This is a genomic window from Ruegeria sp. CL3, from assembly GCF_056536505.1.
The window spans coordinates 300,016-316,652 of sequence record NZ_JBQFPT010000002.1 but is presented as its reverse complement, the minus strand read 5'-3'; the positions used below and the strand labels follow the sequence as shown (position 1 = coordinate 316,652).

18 protein-coding genes are annotated in these 16,637 nt (G+C 59.0%); 8 read left to right on the top strand and 10 right to left on the bottom strand.

Going from position 1 to position 16,637, the window contains the following annotated elements:
* Both ACR0NO_RS03880 and ACR0NO_RS03875 read left to right on the top strand, forming a co-directional pair.
* Entirely contained in the window at positions 1–888 is an 888-nt protein-coding gene (locus ACR0NO_RS03880; protein WP_480723036.1) for a PhzF family phenazine biosynthesis protein, read from the top strand.
* Positions 885–1,757 (top strand): hypothetical protein, encoded by an 873-nt coding sequence (locus tag ACR0NO_RS03875; RefSeq protein ID WP_480723035.1) that lies wholly within the window; start codon positions 885–887, stop codon positions 1,755–1,757. The genes ACR0NO_RS03880 and ACR0NO_RS03875 overlap by 4 nt, the downstream gene beginning before the upstream one ends.
* On the opposite strand, the gene ACR0NO_RS03870 is transcribed toward ACR0NO_RS03875, so the two are convergent.
* From ACR0NO_RS03870 to trxB, 4 genes are all read right to left on the bottom strand, one after another.
* Positions 1,754–2,593 carry a hypothetical protein gene (locus tag ACR0NO_RS03870; protein WP_480723034.1) on the bottom strand — a complete coding sequence of 280 codons (840 nt, stop codon included), beginning with the start codon at positions 2,591–2,593 and terminating at the stop codon, positions 1,754–1,756. The genes ACR0NO_RS03875 and ACR0NO_RS03870 overlap by 4 nt on opposite strands.
* 137 nt (positions 2,594–2,730) lie before the next feature.
* Positions 2,731–4,449, bottom strand: coding sequence for a bifunctional sulfate adenylyltransferase/adenylylsulfate kinase (locus ACR0NO_RS03865; protein ID WP_480723033.1), 1,719 nt, complete (start codon positions 4,447–4,449; stop codon positions 2,731–2,733).
* 226 nt (positions 4,450–4,675) lie between these two features.
* Positions 4,676–6,346 carry an adenylate/guanylate cyclase domain-containing protein gene (locus tag ACR0NO_RS03860; protein ID WP_480723032.1) on the bottom strand — a complete coding sequence of 557 codons (1,671 nt, stop codon included), beginning with the start codon at positions 6,344–6,346 and terminating at the stop codon, positions 4,676–4,678.
* 79 nt (positions 6,347–6,425) lie between these two features.
* Positions 6,426–7,367, bottom strand: coding sequence for a thioredoxin-disulfide reductase (gene trxB, locus ACR0NO_RS03855; protein ID WP_170460512.1), 942 nt, complete (start codon positions 7,365–7,367; stop codon positions 6,426–6,428).
* Positions 7,368–7,592: 225 nt separating this feature from the next.
* Here trxB and ACR0NO_RS03850 point away from each other — a divergent pair, with 225 nt between their 5' ends.
* Positions 7,593–8,093 (top strand): Lrp/AsnC family transcriptional regulator, encoded by a 501-nt coding sequence (locus tag ACR0NO_RS03850; protein ID WP_170637470.1) that lies wholly within the window; start codon positions 7,593–7,595, stop codon positions 8,091–8,093.
* 117 nt (positions 8,094–8,210) lie between these two features.
* On the opposite strand, the gene ACR0NO_RS03845 is transcribed toward ACR0NO_RS03850, so the two are convergent.
* The 5 genes from ACR0NO_RS03845 to lgt form a co-directional block, all read right to left on the bottom strand.
* Positions 8,211–8,993 carry a Hint domain-containing protein gene (locus ACR0NO_RS03845; RefSeq protein WP_480564289.1) on the bottom strand — a complete coding sequence of 261 codons (783 nt, stop codon included), beginning with the start codon at positions 8,991–8,993 and terminating at the stop codon, positions 8,211–8,213.
* A 325-nt stretch (positions 8,994–9,318) separates the two neighbouring features.
* Entirely contained in the window at positions 9,319–9,447 is a 129-nt protein-coding gene (locus tag ACR0NO_RS03840) for a hypothetical protein (RefSeq protein ID WP_480564292.1), read from the bottom strand.
* A gap of 273 nt (positions 9,448–9,720) precedes the next feature.
* Positions 9,721–10,479 (bottom strand): peptidoglycan editing factor PgeF, encoded by a 759-nt coding sequence (pgeF, locus tag ACR0NO_RS03835; RefSeq protein ID WP_480723031.1) that lies wholly within the window; start codon positions 10,477–10,479, stop codon positions 9,721–9,723.
* A complete protein-coding gene (locus ACR0NO_RS03830) occupies positions 10,476–11,543 on the bottom strand; it encodes a class I SAM-dependent methyltransferase (protein WP_480723030.1) in 1,068 nt (355 codons plus the stop codon). The genes pgeF and ACR0NO_RS03830 overlap by 4 nt, the downstream gene beginning before the upstream one ends.
* Positions 11,540–12,427: a prolipoprotein diacylglyceryl transferase gene (lgt, locus tag ACR0NO_RS03825; RefSeq protein ID WP_480723029.1), complete on the bottom strand. Its 888-nt coding sequence runs from the start codon at positions 12,425–12,427 to the stop codon at positions 11,540–11,542. Before lgt ends, ACR0NO_RS03830 begins: the two co-directional genes overlap by 4 nt.
* A gap of 97 nt (positions 12,428–12,524) precedes the next feature.
* Here lgt and ACR0NO_RS03820 point away from each other — a divergent pair, with 97 nt between their 5' ends.
* The 5 genes from ACR0NO_RS03820 to ACR0NO_RS03800 all read left to right on the top strand — a co-directional run bounded on the left by ACR0NO_RS03820 (position 12,525) and on the right by ACR0NO_RS03800 (position 15,719).
* The gene (locus ACR0NO_RS03820; protein WP_050604795.1) at positions 12,525–12,773 is read left to right on the top strand and encodes an accessory factor UbiK family protein; all 249 of its coding nucleotides are present in this window, start codon (positions 12,525–12,527) and stop codon (positions 12,771–12,773) included.
* Between the two features lie 310 nt (positions 12,774–13,083).
* Positions 13,084–13,584, top strand: a complete 501-nt coding sequence (locus tag ACR0NO_RS03815; RefSeq protein WP_170468281.1) for a type III secretion system chaperone family protein — start codon at positions 13,084–13,086, stop codon at positions 13,582–13,584.
* Between the two features lie 38 nt (positions 13,585–13,622).
* Entirely contained in the window at positions 13,623–14,438 is an 816-nt protein-coding gene (proC, locus tag ACR0NO_RS03810) for a pyrroline-5-carboxylate reductase (protein WP_170460524.1), read from the top strand.
* On the top strand, positions 14,431–14,769 hold the full coding sequence (locus ACR0NO_RS03805; protein ID WP_170527202.1) for a tRNA-binding protein: 339 nt from the start codon (positions 14,431–14,433) through the stop codon (positions 14,767–14,769). The genes proC and ACR0NO_RS03805 overlap by 8 nt, the downstream gene beginning before the upstream one ends.
* A complete protein-coding gene (locus ACR0NO_RS03800; protein WP_480723028.1) occupies positions 14,769–15,719 on the top strand; it encodes a 2-hydroxyacid dehydrogenase in 951 nt (316 codons plus the stop codon). Before ACR0NO_RS03805 ends, ACR0NO_RS03800 begins: the two co-directional genes overlap by 1 nt.
* On the opposite strand, the gene ACR0NO_RS03795 is transcribed toward ACR0NO_RS03800, so the two are convergent.
* Positions 15,716–16,294: a thymidine kinase gene (locus tag ACR0NO_RS03795; RefSeq protein ID WP_480675852.1), complete on the bottom strand. Its 579-nt coding sequence runs from the start codon at positions 16,292–16,294 to the stop codon at positions 15,716–15,718. The two genes, ACR0NO_RS03800 and ACR0NO_RS03795, sit on opposite strands and share 4 nt — an antisense overlap.
* Between the last annotated feature and the right edge of the window lie 343 nt (positions 16,295–16,637).

Genomic DNA, 16,637 nt, shown 5'->3' with positions numbered 1-16,637 from the left:
ATGAGCTGGTTCGATTTTGACTGGGTGGATGCATTTACCGACAAAGCCTTTGGTGGCAATGGCTGCGCCGTAGTCCATGGCGCGGCCCATCTGTCGGATGAGGTCTGCATGGCCTATGTGCGCGAAACATCTCTGGTCGAGTGTACTTTTACCGGCCCGTCGGATGTCGCCGATATCCGGGTGCGGTATTTTCTGGCCAGTCGCGAAATCCCCTTTGCCGGTCATCCGACCATCGCAACGGTCGCGGCACTTCGTTCGCGCGGTCTGGTTGAGGGTGACTCTCTTACTTTGGAAACCGGGGCGGGCCTTGTCGCCATTCGTCTGAATGGTGATGAGATTGAGATGACGCAGGTTGCGCCGGAATTTGGGGCAAATGTTCCCGCCGATCTGGTTGCCAGCGCGATTTCGTTGCCTGAAGAGGCCATTATCTCTCCGCCGCGATTTGTCTCTACCGGGTTGCCGTTCTGTATCACCGTGCTGCGGGATCACGACGCCTTGCGCGCAGCGCGGCTGGCCGAAGGTCCTTTGCGCGAGGTGGCAGCATTAGCGGGATTTTCTGGTTCCGATATGGCAGAGCCGTTTTTGGTCACCTTGCAGGGAGCGACGACACAGGGGGATACGTTCTCGCGCCTGCTGCTGGCCCCGCCCAGCCCGCCCGAGGACCCATTTACTGGGTCTGCCACGGGCGCGATGGCGGCCTATCTTTGGAAATACGGTTTGATGAAGAAAGACCAATTCATCGCTGAGCAAGGCCATGACATGGGGCGCCCGGGGCAAGCAACGGTGACGCGTGTCGGTCCGAGCGATGCCATGACCGGGATCAAGGTGGCGGGGCAAGGCTATGTTCTGATGCGCGGACAGGTCGACTTGCCTGAGGCGGATCAATGACTCAAGCGATTGCTGTTTTGCCTTACGGGCACCGTCTGGGCCCGAAACTGGCCGAGTTGCATCTGTCCGAGCTGATCTGGCACGAGGGCTGCCCCGATCGTTTGCTGGGCAAAACAGTCGGTGACCTCGCGCCGACGGATCATCTGATCATGTATCCCAATTCAACGGTTCACTGGCGATTGCGGCGGGGCACGAAAGCGCGGATTTCACTGGTGATGGGCGAGCCGTCGGCCATCCACGCCAAGCATGACCGACAGCTGCGCCTGACATGGCGGCGGTTCTTTCGGGTGTTCACCTTTCACGACGTTCTACTGGAAAACCTGCCCAATGCCGTTTTTCTACCCTATGGCGTGACGATGGTGCCAGACTGGCAGGAGCTACAGGCTGAGAAGGTCAAATCCTGCTCGCTGATTGCCTCGGCCAAGCGAGACCTCGTGGGCCACCAGCTACGCCATGACGTGATCGACTGGATCCGCGAAACCGGGGCCGATGTGGACATCATGGGGCGGGGATACACGCCTTTCGACCAGAAGTCGGATGGTCTGGCCCCTTACCGCTATTCGGTCGTGATCGAGAACGTACGGGAGCGGAATTACTTCTCGGAGAAACTGATCGACTCGATCTTGTGCGCGACTGTTCCGATCTACTGGGGCTGCCCGAATATCGGGGATTTCATGGACACCGCGGGGATGATCCTCTGCGAGACACAGGCAGAGATACAGCAAGCGATTCAGTCTGCATCCGAAGAAGACTACGCACAGCGTCTACCCCATCTGAAGGCGATTCAGGACTCAGCCGCAGAATACGGTCAGTTCGAAGAACGCGCCGTGCGGGCGCTGCGGCATGAGCTATCGGGCGCGTCCGGTTAAAACCCCATCCAAGCCATCGGTGCGATTGGGTTGTCTTGTGGGTCAATCCCGTGGCGCGCGCATAGCGTGCTGAGAAACGATCCTCGCACCGGCAGGCCAGCAGTCTGTTGGGCCATGAATTTCTTCTGATGCCCAAAGACATGCACGGAATGCACACCGTCCCGTTCAATGACAGATGGCAGAAGTCGTGGGTCGTGCAGCTTCCAAAGCCCCTCATTCGCCAGCGGGTAGAACATATCGGCGGGCATAGCGTGGATGTCTTCTCCGGTCTCACGCAGAAAATGCCCCAGCGCCTTTGGGCCGGAACATCCCCATGGCAACGCCTCGATCCCCCAGGCCTCACCCGCCGCGATGCGATGCTCATTGCGTCTGCGCAGTTTGGCCCCGCGCCAAGGTTGGGTCGGGTTGGCAGAGGTGACAAATGCCAGCATCTGCGCAAGCGTTTGGGACTCTTGCGGCAGACGGAGCACCCCATTGGGAAACTTGCCGGATTGAGAGGGGGCGAAGACAAAAGGGGACGCAAAATCGAAAGGCTTCAGACAGAGCGCATCCAGATCCACCCAGATGAAATCTGTGCGTTCCAGCAACCTCAGCCTGAAAATGTCCGAAAACACCGCAACGCCCAGCCGATCTTCGGGCCGTAGATCAAAAGGGGCGGGCCACAGTATCTCGGACGCATGCCGCAGGTCGACGCCAGGCGGGATATTCGCGATGTCATGCGCCGCGTAGAGGGTGAAGGAATGACCATGGTCCAGATAGGATTGAATGCACAGCGCCTCGAGCCAGCTGAGATCGGAGCCAAACCAGAAGCTGGCGATTTGAGGAAGGCGGTGCATCGTGGATGGGCCGTACCGAACTTGACTGGGTTGACTGCATCAAGGCCACGCATCTTTGTCAATCTCGGTCGTTGGTTTGCACGAAAAACGGCCCCCGGTGACCGGAGGCCGTTTCCAATCTGGCTTAGCTCAATCGCTTAGTTCGCAGCGATCAGGCCCATGCTCTCGAGCTTCAGCAGAACCTGATGCGCGCAATTGTCGACCTCGACATTCTCGGTTTCGACGCTCAGTTCAGGGTTCTGAGGCACGTCATAAGGGTCTGAGATGCCCGTGAACTCTTTGATCTTGCCTTCGCGGGCAAGCTTATAGAGGCCCTTCCGGTCGCGGCGTTCGCATTCCTCGATGCTGGTGGCCACGTGAACCTCACAGAAGGCACCGAACTGTTCGATCTCTTCCCGCACGGCCCGACGGGTGGCGGCATAGGGCGCAATCGGTGCGCAGATGGCGATACCGCCGTTCTTGGTGATCTCGGACGCGACATAGCCGATGCGACGGATGTTCAGGTCGCGGTGCTCTTTTGAGAAGCCCAACTCGGACGACAGGTTCTTACGCACAATGTCCCCATCCAGCAGCGTCACGGGGCGGCCGCCCATCTCCATCAGCTTGACCATAAGCGCGTTGGCGATGGTGGATTTACCCGAACCCGAGAAGCCAGTGAAGAACACGGTAAAGCCCTGCTGGCTGCGCGGTGGTTTGGTTTTGCGCAGCTCAGCCACAACCTCGGGGAAGCTGAACCATTCGGGGATTTCCAGACCTTCGGCCAAACGGCGGCGCAGTTCGGTGCCCGAGATGTTCAGGATCGTGACGTTGTCCTTGTCGAGGATCTCGTCATTCGGCTCGTACTGGGCGCGTTCCTGCACATAGACCATGTGCTTGAAGTCGACCATCTCAACGCCGATTTCATCCTGGTATTTGCGGAACAGATCCTGCGCGTCATAAGGGCCGTAGAAGTCTTCACCTTGGCTGTTTTTGCCGGGGCCGGCATGGTCGCGGCCAACGATGAAATGGGTGCAGCCGTGGTTGGCGCGGATCAGGCCGTGCCAGACGGCCTCGCGTGGGCCAGCCATGCGCATCGCCAGGTTAATCAGCGACATCGAGGTGGTTGAGGCCGGGTACTTGTCCAGCACCGCCTCATAGCAGCGCACGCGGGTGAAGTGGTCCACGTCGCCCGGCTTGGTCATGCCAACAACCGGGTGGATCAACAGGTTGGCCTGCGCCTCTTTCGCGGCGCGGAAGGTCAGTTCCTGGTGAGCGCGATGCAGCGGGTTGCGGGTTTGGAACGCAACGATGCGGCGCCAGCCCAGTTTGCGGAAATAGGCGCGCAATTCGTTCGGAGTATCCCGGCGGCCACGGAAATCATAGTGGACGGGCTGCTGAATGCCGACAACGGGACCGCCCAGATAGACCTTGCCTGCCACGTTATGCAGGTAGTTGACGGCCGGGTGCGCATCGTCATCCGCGCCAAAGACCTTCTCGGCCTCGCGCGATTTGTCCGGGGTCCAGCGGTCGGTCACGGTCATGGTGCCGAGGATCACACCCTCTTGGTCGCGCAGGGCAATGTCCTGGCCCAGTTCGATGCTTTCGGCGAATTCTTCGCTCACATCCAGTGTGATCGGCATCGGCCACAGCGTGCCGTCGGCCAGTCGCATGTTCTCGACCACGTTGTCGTAGTCGGCCTCGGACAGGAACCCTTTAAGCGGGTTGAAGCCGCCATTCATCAGCAGTTCCAGATCGCAGATCTGGCGCGGAGACAGGTCATGGCTGGTCAGATCCGCTGCCTCAACCTTCAGCTTCTGGGCCGAGTCATAAGAGACGTAGAGTTCGGGAATGGGGGCGAGGTTGCTTAACATTGTCATCGGAATTCTCTTGTCGATGTGATGGTGCGCCAGTGTGACCTTGGCATTTGAAACGGCATGTGCCCCGCCACTGAGTCAGAGTCCACAGGGTCAGATAAAACTAAGGAGGATATGAGCGGTTTTTCTTGTGATTGGAAGAATTTTCCAATTCGGCGGAAAACGGGCGATCAAAGTTCCGGCAATCTAGCGCAAACGTGCCACAGTAAGTATGCGTGTTCCTGTTGTCTCAGGTCGTTTCCAGTTCTGCGGCGCGGGGCACCGGCAGGGCGGGAACGGGTTCCGACACGCCGCGCAGATTGAAGGGCTGAATACGATCGTCCGAGATATCCATCTCGGCGGCCTGTAGCAGCTCGGCGGACACCAGTAGCTCAACCCCCAGCGGCTTTGTTTCGGCCTCAAGGCGGCTGGCGACATTCACCGCGTCCCCGATGATGGTTTGCGCGGCATGACCGGCCGCACCAATTTCCCCAAGCACAAGATCGCCCAGATGCAGCCCCATGCCGATGCGGATATGCGGGCTATCTTCGGATGAAAGCTGCCGGTTGAATTGTTCCAGCGCATGGCTGATCTCAATCGCGGCTTTCAGCCCGGCGCGGGCGGATTGCTGGGGGTCGGGTTTGTCAAAAACCGCCAGCAACCCATCCCCCATATATTTGTCGACGACCCCGCCTTGAGAGGTGATCGAAGGCACAATCGCATCAAAGAACCTGTTAAGAAGGAAGACGATATCATAGGGTAGTTGCCCCGCCGTTCGGGCGGTAAAACCGCGCATGTCCAGAAACAGCACGGCCAACTGACGTTCCTGCCCCTGACTGGCATGAGCCCGGTCGTGCTTGCCGTCGGGGCGGAAAACACGAAAGACCTTTACCGGCTCGGTCGGGCGCATCTGACAGGCCAGACGCGTCTGCGCCGAGGCCCCAACAGCGGCCAGACTGCGGGCTTCGATCTCGCTGGGCGGGGGCAGGTGATCTCCGCCATCCTCAACGATCACGCGGCAGGTGGTGCAGCGGCCCTTGCCGCCACATAGGGCGGCATGCGGAATTCCGTTGGCCTGAGACATCTCAAGCAGCGTCATGCCTTTCTCGGCAAAAACCTCGGGCCCTCGGGCATAGGTGACCTGCACGGAATGCCGACGTCTCCACAGCTTGCGGCCAAGATAGAAGGCCGCCGTGGCCCCGAGTGCGGCCCAAAACCCCGTCATGGCGTTGTCTTCGACGCGGAACATGGCCTCAAAGGCCTCGGCCGAGGGCCAGTTATAGTGTTCGATATACTGTTCGCGCAGGAAGTCATCGGCAAAATCGGCCCAGATCCGGCGCCCCTCGGTCAGCACACCGGCGAGGGCGAAACAGGGGACAAAAACCGCAAGACCGATCAGGTAGGGCAGGGTCTTGCCCCACCACCGGGTCAACCGCAGCCACATGTGCAACCCGATGCAGCCATGTACCCACACGATCAGCAACAGCAGGCTTTGCATCCAAATCGCAGAGCTTGGCCACATTAGAATGATGATATAGCCCATTTCGTCATTCACATCGTAGATCTCATGCGCGTACCGCGTGTGAATGATGTGGACGATCAGCTGGATCGGGATCAGCAGCCCCAGCACGATTTGGAGGGCTGAGCTGAACGGCATGCGCAAGGTCCGTCGTTGTATGATCGACGTTAGCGCAAGGCCCGAATGTATGATCAGCGCAAGGTAGAGAAGCGCGCTCATGGCGTCGTGGCGGGTTACGGCCTTTCGACCATCTTGCATGCCATGCAGATAGTCGGTGTGAAACAGGCCCAGGCCGATGTTCAGAAAATGGAAGAAGGCAAAGACAAAAAGGACCAGCCCGCTGCCGATCCTAAGCCGGGTTGACCACCCGCCACGCCAAAGAGCGTTGTCCGTTGTGACCACGCGCGACCCTCATGTTTTGCACCAGTGTGAGGCCGCGCGGGGATAGGGTCAAGTCGGTGTGGCCTGACCCTGTGGCCCCTTAATCCTGTTCGGCCAGAAAGCGTTCGGCGTCCAGAGCGGCCATGCAGCCCATGCCTGCGCTTGTGACGGCCTGACGGTAAATGTGATCTGTCAGATCACCTGCTGCGAAAACGCCCGGAACCGAGGTCTCGGTCGATCCCGGCTTGGTGACGACATAACCGCCCATATGGGTTTCCAGCGTGTCCTTGACCAATTCGTTGGCCGGGGCATGGCCGATGGCGACAAAAACGCCCTTGCACGGAATTTCAGAGATCTCGCCCGTTTTCACGTTCTTGACCCGCACGCCTTCGACGCCCAAGGGCGCGTCGGTCCCGATGACCTCGTCCAGTTCGTGGAACCAGAGCGGTTCGATCTTTTCATTCTTCATCAGGCGATCCTGCAGGATCTTTTCCGCCCGCAACTCGTCGCGGCGGTGGATCAAGGTCACCTTGCTGGCGAAATTAGTGAGGAACAGAGCCTCTTCCACGGCGGTGTTGCCGCCACCGATTACAACGATCTCTTGCCCGCGATAGAAGAACCCGTCGCAGGTCGCGCAGGCCGAGACGCCGAAGCCTTTGAATTTCTCTTCCGATGGCAGGCCAAGCCATTTGGCCCGAGCGCCGGTTGCCAGAATGACCGCATCAGCGGTGTAAACCGTGCCGCTATCCCCTTTTGCGGTGAACGGACGTTTCGAGACATCCAGATCGCTGATGATATCGCCGATGACCTCACAGCCCATAGCCTTGGCGTGGTCCTGCATGCGGACCATCAGATCGGGGCCTTGGACCTCGGTATCGCCGGGCCAGTTTTCGACCTCGGTGGTGGTTGTCAGCTGGCCGCCGGGCTCGATCCCTTGCACCAGGATGGGTTCCAGCATCGCGCGGCTTGCATAAACCCCGGCTGTATAGCCTGCGGGCCCCGACCCGATGATCAGAACCTTGGTGTGTCGTGTGTCGGCCATGGTACCCCCGCTCGAACTGCCTGAATTGGGCCTTTTGCCCGTCGCAAGGATATAGCGATGGGCGGGCATGGCTTAAAGCCCCTTCATGAAGGGAAGCTGATATGCCTTATTGGAATGACTCTGCGCAAATGAGCGATTTGAAAACAAAGAAAATTGCGCAGCTACGAAACATTATTGCGCGTGGGCTGGGTGCTGATATAAGAACCGAAAAATCAGGAGCGTTTTATGGTCACGACCCGGCTGGATGAAATCGATCGCAAGATTCTGGCGGAATTGCAGGCGGACGGTCGCATGACCAATGTGGAATTGGCCAAAAGGGTCGGTATCTCGGCCCCTCCGTGCCTGCGCCGCGTCCGGACGTTGGAGGAATCGGGTTATATCACCGGCTACCACGCTGAAGTGAACGCCCGCGAGCTTGGGTTCGAAGTTCAGGTCTTTGCGATGGTTGGATTGGACAGCCAGGCTGAATCGGAACTCAGCGCGTTCGAGGCGCAATGCGGACTATGGCCGCTGGTCCGTGAGTGTCACATGCTGAACGGCGAGGTTGACTTCATCCTGAAATGCGTCGCGCCCGACCTCAGCAGTTTTCAGCAGTTCCTGACCGGAGAACTACTGACCACGCCAAACGTGGCCAGCGTCAAGACATCGCTTGTTATCCGCGGCGCAAAAGACGACCCAGGCGTCCCGTTCGATGTGCTGGAAGACCGAATGAACCGCTCGGCCTAAACCACATCCGTCGTGTTTCTGTTGGGCAGGGTGGCAGCATAGCCACCACCGCCAGGGTCAAAGCCCATCCTATCAAAATCTGCATAAAGCCCCCACTCTGCAGTACTCTTTAACACTTCACGCCGATATCGCGTCGATCTCTCCGTCTCCGGCGCGCGGCATAAGCAACGGGCCAAAATCGTTCAACGATTCGATATGCGCGAACAGGTTCAGATAGATCGACCGTAACGAATGGCTGATCATGCGAACCGCATTAGCACCTGGATGATAGGTTTCAAAGGGCAGGCCGTCTACACGGATGACGGAGTGTTTTTTCAGGCAAATGTGAAACAATTCCACCGGAGTTGGCGGCATTGTTTCCACAACACCCATTCCGTCCTGAAATTCGGCCACAGGCGCCAGAATCGGTGACCCTCCATGTAGGTGCCGCAAATGGGCTGGCGTGCCAAGCAGGCGCGCGGCAGGTCCGGCAATCACACCGGACATTGGCTTCTGCATGCCAAATGTATCGGCCATGATGCGGGTCAACGGACGAGTGCGCCCGCGAGAATCCTCGCGACCCGGTATCAGCGTCACCGAGCCCTTCCACAAAACGGTCTCGGAGGTCCCATCCTGCGTTAGTACCGTGTCGCCGGGCAACAGATCCTCGATCGCCATCGGCCCTTGTTCGGTTTCCACAAGCGACCCCCGTGAGAAGGCGCAAAAGGCGTCCTCGAACATCGGCAGAGCAGGTGCGATATGCCGTGTTTGCGCGATGTCACCGTTTTTGAGCAGGGCGCTCACTTCGTAACGGCGCAATTGGGCTTTTTGTTTTGTAGTCGGACGCGGAGTGTCGCGGAGCAATACCGAGGTTTCGACAGCATTTCTGGCAGCAATGGCCAGTGATTTTGGAATAGTCATTAATATTCCGTTCCTTTTAGAACCGGATCAGACGGGGCATACCCCCATGCAGGCCCATCTGTCGGTTCGGTTCTTTGTCTTGAAATAAATGGGTAACCTCTGGGCACCGGCGATGGCCGCAGCGCACAGCGAAGCAATTTCGCATTCCATTGGTCAATCCATTGACCCCCCAGACAAACTCGTACAGCGCGGGCGAAAATGCCCACAAACACGCTCCGAACTCAGGATGCAGTTTTTTGTTGCATCCCCCGCACACCGGACCGGAGCACTACCCGGTGCGCGTTGACCAATGGAACCGGCAGCTTGGTTCCGTTGGCTTTCTGTTTCAGCGTCGCGTCGCCAGACGGCGGGCAACCCTGACAGAATGGCTTGAAATTCGCTTCCACGGCATGTCCAGTTTTGGGTCCTGTGCGGCCTGAATGACCGCGCTGAGAAAGCGAGATTTCTGTTTCATTTTCTGGTCCTGCTCGATCGGAGGTCTGAGCCTCATTCCGTGTGTGTAGACTTAACGTGCCGCGTGTTTGCGGCAGGGATAAGGCTTAACCGGGATCAAAAACGGACAAAAAATAAAGGTTGGCGGTTCCTCTGTTTGAGGTGCCAGCATTCATTTGTCGGCAAAGACAGATAACCTTCTGAGTACTGGCACAAAATTCACTACGATTCTGAGTCAGATAAACACAATAAATGTGGCGGAAAGGTGGCGGTCTTGCCTTAATTGGGGCCTAATCTACAATCTGATCGCCGAAATCAAACGCCCGTAATCCGCCTCTTTGGCGTGTGTTGTCCGGCGGTATGAATAAAAGCGATCTGGATCGGAATAAGTACAGTGCCGGGTCCATTCTGCCTGCCCGACACCCGCTTGGCGCAGTTTATGCAGGCCAAAGGCTGGCAAATCAAATTGCATCCGGTCCTCGGTTCCATTGGCGAAGAATCGGCTGTTTTCTGGAGACTCTGCCATGAACGCATCCAGAAACTCGGGGCCGACCTCATAGGCAGCCTGCGAAATGGATGGCCCGATCACGGCACGTGTGTTTTCTCGCGTGGCGCCCAATGCCTCCATCGCGTCCAATGTGGCCTCTAAGACACCGTCCAAAGCTCCGCGCCAGCCAGCATGGGCGGCGCCGATCACGTTCGCGTCAGGGTCGCAGAATAGCACAGGCTGGCAGTCCGCGGTCAGAATGGTCAGCGCCAACCCGGGCGTGGCGGTCACAAGCGCATCCGCCTTAGGTTTGTCACCCGTAAGGGGCGCATCGACGGTCACCACGTCGGGTGAATGCACCTGATGAATACCAACCAGCGCCTCGGGGGTGACATCCATCGCGTCAGCAACTCGTCGGCGATTCAGGGCGACGATCTCGGTCTGATCGGATGATCCATAACCGCAGTTCAATCCAGCGAAGACACCCGAGGATGCGCCGCCTCTGCGGCTGAAAAAGCCGTGTTTTACGGGGGCCAGCATATCCGACGTGAGAATTTCCAAAGTCATGGTTCCAGTCCCGGTGGAGGCGCAGCTTGGGGCGGGTAGAGGCCCAGCACTTTGAACAGATTTCCCATTTCATCGGGATGCGTCAACCGGCGATGTGCGGCCACCAGTTCATCAAGCTTGGAGCCGCCTATACCCTTGGCCAGAGCCCGTGCACGGGCGGTGATTCCCAGACGTTCCAGAAAAATGCCCTGTGGTGTCAGGCGGGTATGAGCACAGCCTGCGGCCTTTGCCGCGAGCGCAAGGGGCTCAAAATCCACATGCGCGGTCAGGTCTGCCTGACCGGGGGTTTGCAGAGGGTCCACACGCTCATGCGCCTTTAGGGCCTGAAGCGTATCGCCAAACGAGCGCCAGTCACCATAGTCCACGATCAGAGCTGCCCCTCCGTTCTGCGCGATTCGGCTGGCGAGGATGGTCAGAATCGGAATGGCAGGTGCGCAGAGTTCGACGAGATCCCCGTCTCGCGTATCGGACAGCCTGTCCTGCAGCGCAGTATGCGGCGCAGCGGGGCCAAGGCCAAAACTCAGCGCGCCATCGGCCTCTCCGATCAATCGTTCGCGCCAAGCAGGGCCGTCGCGCAGGAATTGGCGGATGGGGAGCGCGTCAAAGAACTCATTCGCCACCAGAAACATCGGCAAGTCCGGCAGCTCCGCCACATCGCTGATCCACTGCGGATTTTGATCTTTCAGGGTTGCCTTTTGCACGTCTCGGAGCGTCTCGGAGGCTTCCAGTAGAACAACCTTGGCCGCCGTATGAAAACCGGGAAGCGAGCGGGTTGCCCGTAGGATATCCGCCATCAGCGTACCGCGACCCGGTCCAAGTTCGGCCAGTGCAAACGTTGATGGCTGCCCCTGGTCCTTCCAGCTTTGCGCCAGTGATAGCCCGATTAACTCGCCGAACATCTGACTGATTTCCGGTGCAGTCGTGAAGTCCCCCTGCGCGCCGAACGGATCGCGCGTTGAGTAATAGCCCAAAGTTGGATGTAGCAGGCATTCGGTCATGTAATTGGCCAGCGTCATCGGGCCGTCTTGCCGGATTCGGGCGATCAGGAGTTCGTGCAGGCTCATGCCGTTCGCCGGGCGCGCAGGGCGAACCACAGACCTAAGGCAATCATTGGTAGAGACAGGATTTGCCCCATTGTCAGGCCGTAGCCGCCGATATGCCACGCCAGCCCAAGCGGGTTGCCGGGCGAGATGAACTGCGCATCGGGCTGACGGACGAACTCGACCACGAAACGGGACGCCCCGTAGCCTGCCAGGAAAACGCCCATGATCAGTCCGGGTTTCCGAAACGCGCCGCGCCGGTAGACCAGCCACAGAAGGACTGCGCCCAATAAGACACCCTCAAGCGCGGCTTCGTATAGCTGTGAGGGGTGACGGGCGCACATGCCTGGCACGACACCGGGGCAGTCCTGCGCTGCGAAGCCGGGAAAAATCACGGCCCAGGGCAACTCGCTTGGTCGGCCCCAAAGCTCGGCGTTGATGAAATTGGCAAGCCGCCCCAGCAACAGGCCGGGCGGGACGGTATAGGCCACCAAATCGCCTAGCGACAGGGTCGAAATGTTGTGACGGCGACCATAGAGGTATGAGGCGACGATCACCCCCAGCAGCCCGCCGTGAAAGGCCATGCCGCCTTGCCAGACCTTTAGGATATCCGCCGGGTGCGACAAGTAGTAGACCGGTTGATAGAACAGCACAAAACCCAGCCGCCCACCGAGAATGACGCCGATGATGATCCAGGTCAGCAGGTCATCCAACTGTTCGGGCTTCATGGGTGGCGTCTCATTGCGCCAAAGGGCCGGACGCCGTAGGGCCATCACGGCCAGACGCCAGGCAATCAGAATGCCGACAATGTAAGCCAGCGCGTACCACCTGAGCGCGAACTCCATCCCGAACAGTGAGATCGAGAACAGCTCGGGCGACAGATCGGGGAAATTCAGAACAGCCTGCATGTGCGTCTCATTGCCCGGGGTTTGCAGGGCAAGTCAACCTTGAGCCTGCGCCATTCCTTCCCCATATAGGATACAACCGCGATTTCGGAGAAAAGCCATGCAAACCCGCAACAAGATCCTCGACGACGTTTCCCAGCTGATGACCAACGCCATGGGTGTGGCGCAGGGCGCACGCGAAGAGGCTGAGAATGCGATGAAGTCGATGATCGACCGTTGGCTGGCCGACCGCGATTTCGTAACGCGTGAAGAATTCGACGCTGTGCGCGCCATGGCCCAGAAGGCCCGCGAAGAGAACGCCGCGCTTGAGGCGCGCATCGCCGCGCTTGAGGCGAAACTGGACAAGTAACGCCGATATCCAGATTTTGAAGACAAGATTAGCGCCGCGCAATCCAGGGTCGGATTGTGCGGTGTTGTGTATCATGCCGCTTTGCAGAAATTAATCAAGGCAAAGCTGCATGACGCGCCAATATTTTGATTGTCGTTGCCGACTGTCCACAACTTATTGCTGTTATCCCCAAGAAATGGGGTTGCCAGACACCCTCTCGCGGCGCACCATATTTGGTACAGGCTTAAGGGGGAAGCCCGGCTTGTAGAGCAGGCAACTAGCGCTGGGGCGCTGCCAGCCCCGAAATGCTAGAGAGTAGTGAGGTGGCATTATGGCCCTTTCCGAGCAGTTTCTCGAAGAAGACCTTCATCCAATCGATATTGTTGAACATCTGGCCGAACATCACGACTGGGATTTTGACCGCATCGGTGACGATCAGATCGCCATGGCCGTCGAAGGACAGTGGCGAACCTATTCGATCACGTTGGCCTGGTCCAACTATGACGAAACGCTGCGCATGGTTTGCTCATTCGAGATGGAGCCTCCGGCCGAGCGTGAGAGTGAGCTGTATGAGCTGCTCAACAAAATGAATGATCAGTGCTGGGCGGGCGCGTTCACCTATTGGGCGAACCAGAAGCTGATGGTCTATCGCTACGGCCTGGTTCTGGCCGGTGGTCAGACCGCAAGCCCCGATCAGATCGACACGATGATCAACGCCGCGGTGTTGAGCGCCGAGCGCTACTACCCGGCGATTCAGCTGGTCACCTGGGGCAATCGCGATCCGGAAGAGGCGATGCAAGTCGCCATTGCAGAGGCCTACGGCCGAGCGTAAACCTTTGCCCTGAACCGTTGAATAGGGGAGGGGCACAGATGGACATGTCGCGCGTGGCCGAGCAGGGCCTTGTGTTATTGGGTTGCGGAAAGATGGGGTCCGCGATGTTGGCGGGTTGGCTGGATCACGGCCTGCCCGCCGCTTCCGTTTGGGTGATTGATCCTTACCCCTCGGACTGGCTGAAAGCGCAGGGCGTCAACATCAACACGCCACTGCCCGAATCCCCCGCAGTCGTGCTGGTGGCCGTCAAACCGCAAATGATGGGTGAGGCGCTGCCTGCGATTCAGGCCCTCGGTGGTGGTGGCAGCCTGTTCGTTTCCGTTGCAGCGGGCACCTCGATTGCAACGTTCGAAGACGTGCTGGGCGAAGGCACCCCGATTGTGAGGGCAATGCCGAACACACCGGCGGCGATCCGTCAGGGTATCACGGCGATGATCGGCAACGCACATGTGTCCGGTGACGATTTGGACCTCGCGGAAAACCTGCTGTCGGCGATTGGGGAAACCGTGCGCCTGTCGGATGAGGCTCAGATAGATGCGGTCACCGGCGTCAGCGGCTCTGGCCCGGCCTATGTATTCCACTTGATCGAAACACTGGCCGCCGCAGGGCAGGCGCAGGGTCTGCCGCATGAGCTGGCCATGAAGCTGGCGAAATCCACGGTCGCCGGCGCCGGTGCCTTGGCCATGGCCGCCGAGGAAGACCCCTCCCAACTGCGGGTCAACGTGACCTCGCCCAATGGCACAACACAGGCCGCGCTAGAGGTTCTGATGCACGAAGCAGAGGGTTTCCCAAATCTGCTGCACAGGGCCGTCAAGGCCGCGACCGACCGTTCCAAGGAGTTGGGCCGTGAGTGAGATTTCCTTCGATGACTTCCTGAAGGTCGACATCCGCGTCGGTGAGGTCATCCGCGCCGAGCCCTATCCCGAAGCCCGCAAGCCCGCGATCAAGATCTGGATCGATTTCGGCGACGAGATTGGCGAGCGCAAAACCTCGGCCCAGATCACCGCGCATTACGATCCGTCGACACTGATCGGCAAGCAGGTGATGGCTGTGGTCAACTTCCCGCCACGCCAGATCGGGAAATTCATGTCCGAGGTTCTGGTCCTTGGCCTGCCGGATGAAAAAGGTGAGATCGTGTTGATCGGCCCGGATGGCAAAGTCCCCGTTGGCGGAAGGATGCACTGATGAAACTCTGGATCACACGCCCTATGACTCCAGCGGTCGAAGAGCGGGCCGCCGCTGAGTTCGATGTTGAGGTTCGCCCCGCAACCACTCCGCTTTCCGAGGATGAGATGGTGCGGGCGTTGCAGGCGTATGACGTGGTCGTACCCACTCTGGGCGACCTGTTCTCGGCCGAGATCTTCGCTAAAGTGCCTGAGCCGCGCTGCAAGCTGCTGGCCAATTTCGGCGTCGGCTACAATCATATCAATGTCGAGGCTGCGCGCGCTTTAGGCATCGGTGTCACCAACACGCCCGGAGCGGTCACCGACGCGACCGCCGATATCGCCATGACCTTGTTGCTCTCGACGGCGCGCCGCGCGGGTGAGGGGGAGCGTCTGGTGCGGGCCAATAACTGGCAGGGTTGGCATCCCACGCAGATGCTGGGGCATCATGTAACGGGCAAACGAGTGGGGATCGTCGGCATGGGTCGCATCGGTCAGGCCATCGCGCGGCGCTGTCACTTCGGGTTTGGCATGCATGTCGCTTATCAATCCCGCAGTGCCAAGCAGTTGGAGTTTGAGGCAGAGTACATCCCCGATCTCTCGGCACTTGCGGCCTCGGTCGATTATGTTGTTCTGGCCGTTCCGGGCGGGGCTGAGACACGCCATCTGATCAATGCTGCAGTGCTCGAGGCCATGAACCCCTCAGCTATACTGGTGAACATCGCGAGGGGCGAAGTGGTAGATGAGACCGCTCTGATCAGCGCGCTGCAAGCAGGGCAGATCGCAGGGGCCGGGCTGGATGTTTACGAGTTCGAGCCGGCCGTGCCGCAGGAACTGCGCGAGATGCAGAACGTCACCCTGCTGCCGCATCTTGGCACTGCCACCGAAGAGGTGCGAACTGGCATGGGGCATATGGCTCTGGACAATGTGGCCGCCTTTGTCGCCGGGTGCGACTTGCCGAATCCGGTCTAGTCGCCGACCGCCTCGCGCCAGTGTTTGCGGCAGAGCGAGACATAGGTCTCGTTCCCGCCGATCTGAACCTGAGCACCCTCGGTGATCGCACGGCCATTCTCGTCCTGCCGAATCACCATCGTGGCCTTGCGTCCGCATTCGCAGATGGTGCGGACCTCTCGCATCTCATCGGCCAACGCCAGCAAGGCGGCTGAACCGGGGAAGAGTTTGCCCTGGAAATCTACCCTTAAGCCATAAGCCAGCACTGGGAGCTTCAGGTCATCCACGGCGCGAGCCAGTTGCCAGACCTGATCCTCGGACAGAAACTGGGCCTCGTCCACAAAGACACAGGCGATCTGATCGGCCTTCTGGCGCGTTTCGATCATGGCAAAAACGTCATCCTCCGGGCGGAAGGTATCGGCCTCTTCTGAAATCCCGATACGTGAGGCGATCCGCCCCACACCGGCGCGCCCGTCCACGGCGGCGGTCATCAGATAGGTCTTCATGCCGCGCTCGCGGTAATTGTGCGAGGCCTGCAGCAATACGGTCGATTTGCCCGCATTCATCGTCGAGTAGTTGAAATACAGTTTTGCCATGCGGCGGGTCTAAAGCGCGGACGCCAATCGAACAAGCCATCAATCGAGCAGGGGGAAGCGACGTCGCCGTTACCATTGCAGAGGCCGAGCAGATGCTCTTTGGGGATGGAACCTTGCGCATGCAACAGCGACGCCGTCGGTCAACATGTGACCAAAACGGAGTGAGGCTGAACAATATTGCCTCACGATTACTCATTACCGGCACTGAACGGCCGCCACTCACTCACAAAACCCTCGCATATCTGAGGGATAGTTAATTTATGGCATTTCAATTATGACTCGGTTATGGGAAATTTCCCTACGCTTTCCCCCAAAACGGACAGAAGGGGCGGCGCGTGCAGGT